This window comes from Coleofasciculus sp. (assembly GCF_046539235.1).
GTDB lineage: Bacteria > Cyanobacteriota > Cyanobacteriia > Cyanobacteriales > Coleofasciculaceae > Coleofasciculus.
This window is the reverse complement of sequence record NZ_JBKHHI010000307.1, coordinates 1-8218: the sequence shown is the minus strand read 5'-3', so window position 1 is coordinate 8218 and position 8218 is coordinate 1. Positions and strand designations below refer to the sequence as shown.

4 protein-coding genes and 1 pseudogene are annotated in these 8218 nt (G+C 47.4%); 2 read left to right on the top strand and 3 right to left on the bottom strand.

Features of this window, described 5'->3' with window-relative positions; all coding sequences use genetic code 11:
* Positions 1-116 precede the first annotated feature (116 nt).
* The 3 genes and pseudogenes from ACLFWI_RS22165 to ACLFWI_RS22155 form a co-directional block, all read right to left on the bottom strand.
* Positions 117-545 (bottom strand): HetP family heterocyst commitment protein, encoded by a 429-nt coding sequence (locus ACLFWI_RS22165; protein ID WP_446414718.1) that lies wholly within the window; start codon positions 543-545, stop codon positions 117-119.
* 375 nt (positions 546-920) lie between these two features.
* Complete coding sequence (locus ACLFWI_RS22160) at positions 921-2441, bottom strand: HlyD family efflux transporter periplasmic adaptor subunit (protein ID WP_446414717.1); 1521 nt, start codon at positions 2439-2441, stop codon at positions 921-923.
* Between the two features lie 382 nt (positions 2442-2823).
* Positions 2824-5980, bottom strand: a pseudogene (locus tag ACLFWI_RS22155) (peptide cleavage/export ABC transporter).
* 302 nt (positions 5981-6282) lie between these two features.
* Between ACLFWI_RS22155 and ACLFWI_RS22150 the strand changes: the two are divergent.
* Both ACLFWI_RS22150 and mltG read left to right on the top strand, forming a co-directional pair.
* Complete coding sequence (locus ACLFWI_RS22150) at positions 6283-6870, top strand: DUF3727 domain-containing protein (RefSeq protein ID WP_446409988.1); 588 nt, start codon at positions 6283-6285, stop codon at positions 6868-6870.
* Between the two features lie 158 nt (positions 6871-7028).
* Positions 7029-8117 carry an endolytic transglycosylase MltG gene (mltG, locus tag ACLFWI_RS22145; RefSeq protein ID WP_446414716.1) on the top strand — a complete coding sequence of 363 codons (1089 nt, stop codon included), beginning with the start codon at positions 7029-7031 and terminating at the stop codon, positions 8115-8117.
* Positions 8118-8218 lie beyond the last annotated feature (101 nt).

Below are 8218 nucleotides of genomic sequence, written 5' to 3'. Positions count from 1 at the left end.
GCGAAGCAACATCTGGCTTCCCCCTTTTTAAGGGGGACGGGAGGGGGATCAAAAAATTAGGTGTACTACGCCACTACATAAAATTGGCTCCCCCTAAAGGAATGCCAGATTTGAGTTCAACGCCAAAAACTGGGGATTTTGGAAAACACCCATGTCAGATGGGATACCTGAGGTGTTGAGGCTTGTTCTGAATGACCTCCTTGTAGCTGTAGCTCTTTCTCCTTTGTCTCTTCTAGATAAGCTAAATCAGTAATTTGAGTTACTTGTTTCTTAGACTTGGTGCTACTGGATTCAGTTCTAGCGCTTTTATCTATAGTATGGGTTTTATCTTGACGCCCTTTACTACCTCGGCAGTTTTTCTTGATCAAGCGGTTGTAAGTGCGGTAAGGCAGATATTGTACGGGGTTATGACCTGCACTTCGCAGGAGTAAAAAACAAGCCCACGAATATTTTCCGTCGATAATGGCGTCGATAATTTGAGTAAATTGTTCCGAGTTGATTGTTGGGCTGAGTTGGGTGTTTGCAGAAGATAAGGGCTGAGTCATTTTTCTCTCTCGTGATTTTACAGTAACAGCAGTGAGTCGGGTATGAGTATTTGCACAATGTTTCGGATCAACGTTAAGTTAAGTTGATACCAATAGGGGACAAAGCGCTACTCATTAAAAACTGAGACCAAGGGATTGGAGAACTGACAATGCTAACAGTCTTCTGGATAATCTTGAGTAGAACCACAAGCTCAGCAGTTAATCTGCACCAAAGGGCTTGTGAGAGTGTCAGGTTGGGAAAAATGACTTGATTATTTCCCTAGATTCAGATTAGAAGATTATTCAACCGTTAACTAGCTACGTCTTAAAAAAAGTTAAAATAATCGCATACAAACCCCCATGTTGCGTGGACAAATCTACCTAAAGGAAGAGTTGTTATAAGCTGATACCTCCTTCTTGTAACTGGCGGATCGGTTCAAACAAGATATCAGCAATGCGGCGGCGGCGAATGATAATCTCAGCCGTGCCAGTTTGACCTGCCTTTAACGGGATGGTTTTACCGTTAGCGGTGACATGATTCCGATCAAGCGTCACTTCAACTTGATAAACTTCGCCCAGCCGCTCATCCAACTTCGTATCGGGAGAAATAGAGGTAACTTTGCCATTCACGACGCCATAATCTTGAAAGGGATAGGCATCAAATTTGATTTTCACGGGCATTCCTGTTTCGACTAAGCCAGCTTCTCGATTGAGTAAGCTCGCCGACAGCACCAGGGGCGCACCTTGGGGAGCGATTTCGGCAATGGTTTGTCCCGCTCGAACCACTTCGCCAGCATGGGAGACATTTAGCGATGAAACCACGCCTTGAACCGGAGCCATGAGGGAGAGCTGTTTTAACTGAGTTTCCGCCTGATTTAACAATTCTTGGGTCTGATCAATCTCGGCTTGCAGTTGAGTTTTTTGAACTTCTAGTTCCTGGAGCTTCTGCTTTGCTCTAAGTTGTGCCATTTTCCCCTCGGCTCGTTTTTGGTTTAATTCGGCTTGGAGTTGTTTGGCTTGGGCGATCGCTTGTTGTCGTTGAGCTTGCAGTCGCTGAGATTCGCCTAAGATTTGTTGCAGTTCCCCTTGAGTTTGGGTAATCGTGCGCTGGCGATCGCGTAAAGCCTGCTCCCGTCGAAATACTACCTCAGCCGCGATCGCACCATCCTCTACCAACGGTTGTAATTCTTGCAGTCGTTTCTGTTGCGCGGCTGCATCATTCTTAAGTTCCTGAAGCAATTCTTCTTGGTTCCTGGCTCTCATCTTATTCTTAGAGAGCGTCTCCTGCTGCGCCTGGGCTTGAGCGTTAGCTTGAGCGATCGCGGCTTGCTGAGCTTGGATTTGGGCTTGGGTGATCGCCCCACGGCTATCCGCCTCCAGCCGGGTTTCATTAATTAAAGCTTCAGTTTGGCGCAATTGGCTCTCTTGGGCGGCTTTCTGTTTCTGGAGTCGCTCCACTTCATTGGCAGAAATTTCTCGTTCTAGTTCCACCAAAACCTGATTGGATTGCACTGACTCCCCTTCTTCGATGTGAATCTCCTCAATTTTTCCCCCGGCTATGGGATGGATGCGATATACATCACCTTGAGGAACTAACTTTCCTCTAGCATTTCCCACTTGATCAATTTGACCAAACGTCGCCCATGCGCAAAAGGCTAAGGAAAACACAATTCCACCTAATAATAAATGACGGGGAAGGGCTGACGGGGGTTGATCTAATAGGCTTTGCAGCGAGCCAGACCAATTTTCTGAATCGGTAGACTCCTGCGAATCAGTAGAACTCTGAGAGTCGTTCTGGGGTTCCTCCGCCGCGACACCGCCATAGATTGAGGCGGATTCGGTTCGAGATAGAGTCTGAATTTCGTGACTATTTTTATGAGTTAAGCTAAACCGAATTGGTGCAATAATATTCTCCATTCTCTACCTGTTTGAGAAATCTAACAACAAAACCCTGATATTGAGTTCAATGAACTCGATCTAAAAACTAAGACGTGATGCTTATTAGGCAAAAAAATTTTAATTTAACTGCCCGATCCAGCCTGATGCTCTAGAAGAGAGCTTGCTTTACTCAAGCCACCAAATCCAAACTGGAAAACGCTGGCGTTCTTTCACTGTTTATACTATGGGAATATGAAGTCGAAATGAATTCACCTTTAGGGGGAGATTCTTTTTGGTCATTTGTCATTTGTCATTTGTCATTTGTCATTTGTCATTCGTCATTTATCATTTGTTTGCTCCCCCTGCTCCCAGACGTGCCATGGCACGTCTCTACATTGCTTTCCCCATCTTCCTCAGCCTTCTACAAATCAAGCTGCTGCTGCGCTAGGTGATAATAAAGACCTCCTTGGTCAATCAGTTGCTCATGATTACCCTGCTCAACCAAAATGCCTTTATCTAAGACCACGATGCAGTCAGCATGGCGTACTGTGGATAGGCGGTGAGCAATAATTAACGTGGTGCGATCGCGACTAATCCGAGTCAGATTTTGCTGGAAACGCCGTTCCGAATCCGTATCCAGAGAACTGGTGGCTTCATCTAGCACCAGAATCCTCGGATCACCCAACAGCGCCCGCGCGATCGCAATCCGTTGGCGTTGTCCTCCAGACAGACTCGCCCCCCGTTCTCCCACTTGGGTATGGTATCCCAAAGGCATATCCTCAATAAAGGCATGGGCTTCGGCGAGTTTAGCCACTTCTACCACTTGATCTAACGTCACATCTTCTGCATAAAGGGTGATGTTTTCCATAATCGTTCCCGAAAACAAGAAACACTCTTGGGGAACCACCCCTAACTGCGCCCGTAACGACTGAGGCGAAGCATGGCGTAAATCATGTCCATCCACCCAAATCCGCCCACTGGTGGGATGATAGAGACCTTGCAGGAGATTAACTAGCGTAGTCTTTCCCGAACCACTGCGACCCACAAGCGCCACCGTTTGCCCCGATTCCACCTCCAAGGAAATATTCTGTAAGGTATTACGTTCTTGCTGGTCGGAATAACGAAACGTAACATTATCAAACTTAATATCTCCCTGTAGTCGGGGAAGCACTAATAAGGGATGTTGGGGACTTTCTTCCGGTTCAGCCTCAAAGACATCATTCAGGCGTTCCACGGATACGGTGACTTCTTGCAATTCATCCCAAAGTCCGACTAATGCCAAAACCGGACTAATCACATTGCCAATTAGCATATTAAATGCCACAAACTGACCAATCGTGAGTTGGTCTTGGATCACTAAGGTTGCACCATACCAGAGTAATGCCGTATTCCCTAAGGTTTGAAATAAACCCCCGGTGGATTGCAACCCATTCGCCAGTTTCTGACCGCGAAATCGAGCATTCAGCATCCTAGTCAGGCGATCTTCCCAACGCCAGCGTAGTTCCCGTTCAGCGGCGTTGGCTTTCACTGTTGCTACGCCGTTCATCATTTCCACCAGTGACGAGTTTTGTCCGGCGTCTTCCTTAAAGATTTCGCGCGATACTCGACGCAGGAAGGGACTGGCAAATAGAGTTAATATAGCAATTGGCGGAATAATTGCCAGGACGACTAAGGTTAACTTCCAGTTGTAATATGCCATTAACCCGATATACACCACCGCCATCAGCGCATCTAACCAAGCGGTAATCGCTTTGCGGGTGAGGAAACGCTGTAACTTGCGATTTTTCCTGCACACGGGTAATAATATCCCCGACATGGCGGGATTCAAAGAAGGAGAGAGGTAAGGTTAGGGTATGGCTAATAAAGCCACCGATCAAGGTGAGATCAATGCGATTGCCAAAATAATCTAAGAGATACTGTCGGGTAGCCCTGATACCGATACGCCAAATGCCAAATAAGAGTAAACCAATGGCGAAGACATGGAGGGTGATAAAACTTTTGTGAATTACCACTCGGTCAAGAATTATTTGGGTAAATAGGGGTGTAATTAGCCCAAAAAGCTGGATCAGCAACGAGGCTAAGATAATTTGCCCAATCAGCATCCGGTAAGGGGACAGGGCGCTGATAAATTTACCAAAGGAGATTTTTTGACTTTCTACCTCTTTGAGGCGTTCAGTTGGTTCGATGAGTAACGCATAACCAGTCCAGCCTTCTAGAAACGCTTGGCGAGAGATTTTGCGCCTACCCACCGCCGGATCAGCCACCAACATGCGATCGCCTTTACACCAATAAACGAGAACATAGTGATTCCCGCCCCAGTGGGCAATCCACGGCTGTTTAATTTCCACCAAACTACTTAAAGACGCCCGTACCGGTCGGGCTTGAAAGCCCAGATTATCAGCGGCTTTGGCTAAAGCGGATAGGGATGCACCCGTTCGCCCGACGCCCGCCAGATTCCGCAGGAAGGGGAGGCTAAATCGCTTTCCCCAATAGCGTCCCACCATCGCCAGACAAGCCGCCCCGCAATCGGAACTACTCTGCTGTTGGATAAAGGGATACCCGCGCCAAAATGCCCGCCGTATCCGACGTTTGGGTTTGGGGAAGGAAATGGATTCGGATTCGGATTGGTCTTGGGGTTCAGATTTAGGGGATTTAGTCGGCGTAACCTTGCGGGTTTTCTGGACAGGTAACACCGCCTTTTTCTTAGCGGCGGATGGGATATGTCCGTTCCCCGAATGGTTTGCATCCTCTGCTTCTGGAGAGAGGATGGGAGCGATAGATTCAGCGGTTTGCCAATGATCTGTACTGAGTCGATATACCGATAAATCCGTCTGGGCGACCCAATCTTCTGGGATAGTCTGAGGATATCCCCAACTGTCGCCAATGTCCGGGGGGGGAGTGTCATTTCCTGGGCTTTCAATTTCACCGCTACGCAACCAGAAGCGACCGGAGTTGGGCGGGGTGGATTGGATTAAGGGTTCTCCGGCGGGAATGTGTTCGGCGTCTAAATAGGGGAGGAGTTGTTGGAGATCCTGGCTGGGAGTTTCTGCTAACTCGGTATTGGTTTTGAGAAACAGGAGGCGTTGTCGTTGGCTAATGATTGAGACGAGGTAGTCTTGAAGCTGCGGAAGACGCTCAACCCATTGCATCAGTTGTGTTTCAGCCATCCGCGCCACGAGACCGGAACTGACCGCCCGGACTTGGTAGGGTAAAGTGCGATCGCGAACTAGAGTATCTGCGCCAAAACTATCACCCGATTCTAGCACCCCAGCCGATACATGCCGTTTTTGGCTGGGATTGTAACCCAGTAGCCGCACCCGACCTTGACAAACTAAATAAAGGTCACTAGGGTTCAGTTCAGATTGAGCCGAATTCTGGGATTGGCTGGAGGCGCGATCGCTCAATAAGTCATCACCGAGTTCAAATTTATACCATTCTAAACCTTGACAAAACTCCGATACCAAGTCGGCATCAACGTCCCATTGGTTCAGGAACGAGTGGATCACAGCCAAGTTCTGAGTCTCAGTTGGTGATGCCTGATCGTGCAATTGCCCCCGATTTTTGAGTTTCTGATTCATTCCTCACTCCTCAGCCTGGGCATGTTCAACAGCATCAGCCGCTACACTATCAAGTTAGGTAATACTTTTCGAGTACCTTTAGGTCGTTGACAAAAATGAGGTTATATTTTATACAGATACATTATCCCTTCGGATGTGGGGTGTGGGGTGTCGGGTGTGGGTGGTATAGATGAAGACTTACCTATAATCTACAATTCCTGATTTTGAGTTCATGCGCCGTGATATTCTAAGACTTTGCCACTTGATCCCTAGGATCGGGTCTGGCAAGTTTTTGATATTCCATGAGCCTTGACAAAAACGGCATGTTTTCATCTGACTTTCCCCAAGAAAATGGACAATCTGGTCACAGTAGTAGTAATGTAACGCTCACCGATGAAGCGGGGCGATCGCTAAATTGTTCAATCGAGCATTCTCTGAATGTGGAAGGTATTGACTATTTACTCCTCCTCCCTATCGATTCACCCGTCGAAATTGTCGCCTGGGATGAGGATGATCAAGCCGACGATCTCGCGGATGCTACCCTCGTAGAAGACGAGACAGAAATCGATGAAATCTTCTCCGATGCCCAAGCGGTTCTTGCTGAACAAAATCTCATCCTGAAACGCACCGCATTTACCCTAACCGTCGCCGGTGAACTTCCGCCCGTGGATGAGGAGGAGATTCTCAGCATTGAACTCGCCGAAGAAGATGTGGAACTTGAACCCGAACAATTGCAATTGTTGGCGAATTTCTACCATGAAGAACAAGAGTACGGAATTTACACGCCCATTGATCCGCTGCTATTTTTCGCCAAACGCAACCCCAATGGTCAATTAGAATTATTATCTCCCGAAGAATTTCAAAAAGTCCAACCGCTGCTAGAAGAGTTATTATTTGAAGACTTAGATTAAAAATGACGAATGACGTAGCTTGCTTCTCGCGCAAGCGAGTATGACAAATGACGTAGCTTGCTTCTCGCGCAAGCGAGTATGACAAATGACGTAGCTTGCTTCTCGCGCAAGCGAGTATGACAAATGACAAATGACAAATGACGAATGACAAATGACAAATGACAAATAAAACGATTCAACAATTCTCTAAATGGTCTTATTATCTTGCCTTACTCCCGGTAACCATGGTAATCGGTTTATGGCAGGGGTGGGCATGGTGGAGTTGGGTACAGTCTCCCCCTGTCGATCAATCCTTAGACCCATCAACCAATACCTTACAAATCCAGATCCCCACCGGAACAGCCGCCCAGCAAATCGGTTTTGATTTAGAAGAAGCGGGTTTAATTCGTTCAGCCAATGCGTGGAGACTCTGGGGTTATTGGTTAAAATTGCAAGATCCAGAGGGTGGATTTAAAGCTGGAACCTATAAACTATCGCCCAGTCAACCCTTACCCGAAGTTGCCCAAAAAATTTGGACGGGTGAAGTGATGCAACTCTCGTTCACGATTCCCGAAGGGTGGTCCCTCCAGCAGATGGCAACCTATTTTGAATCCCTGGGATATTTTAAAGCGCAAGACTTTCTGGCGGCGGCGAGTCAGATTCCTGACGATCAGTTTCCCTGGTTACCCAGTAACTTACCACACCTAGAGGGCTACCTATATCCTGACACCTATCAACTACCGAGCGATCGCGTCACGCCCCAACAAATTATTAACCAAATGCTCAAACAATTTGAGCAGGTGGCTTTACCCGTATATCAACAAGGACAACAGCAAACCCAACTCAGTTTACATGAGTGGGTAACCTTAGCCAGTATCGTGGAAAAAGAGGCAGTGGTGGCAGAGGAACGCCCCCTGATTGCCGGGGTATTTACCGCCCGTCTCCGCCGAGGAATGAAACTGGAATCTGATCCTACGGTTGAATATGGATTAGGCTTTCGCCAAACGGCAGATCAGCCCCTAACTTACGCCCAAGTGGGAACACCTTCCCCTTACAATACCTATCTCAATCCCGGATTACCGCCTACCCCCATTGGTAGTCCCCGAGTAGACAGTTTAGAAGCCACACTTAATCCTGAACAGACGGACTATCTCTTTTTTGTTGCCCGCTATGATGGCACTCATTTATTTAGTAAAACATTAGAAGCCCATGAAGCAGCAAGAGACGCCATTCGCAACCAACGGGAAGCGCAGCAAATTCAACCTTAAGAATAGAGCTTACTGGGTAAATTTTTGAACCCGTTTTAACGGGTTTGAGCTTTAAGCCAGAACTTTAGTTCTAGGCTTAGAAGCCCATGAAGCGGCAAGAG

Coding starts and splice junctions, on each gene's coding strand:
- ACLFWI_RS22165 (WP_446414718.1), bottom strand. CDS start 545: ATGACTCAGCCCTTATCTTCTGCAAACACCCAACTCAGCCCAACAATC.
- ACLFWI_RS22150 (WP_446409988.1), top strand. CDS start 6,283: ATGTTTTCATCTGACTTTCCCCAAGAAAATGGACAATCTGGTCACAGT.
- mltG (WP_446414716.1), top strand. CDS start 7,029: ATGACAAATAAAACGATTCAACAATTCTCTAAATGGTCTTATTATCTT.
- ACLFWI_RS22160 (WP_446414717.1), bottom strand. CDS start 2,441: ATGGAGAATATTATTGCACCAATTCGGTTTAGCTTAACTCATAAAAAT.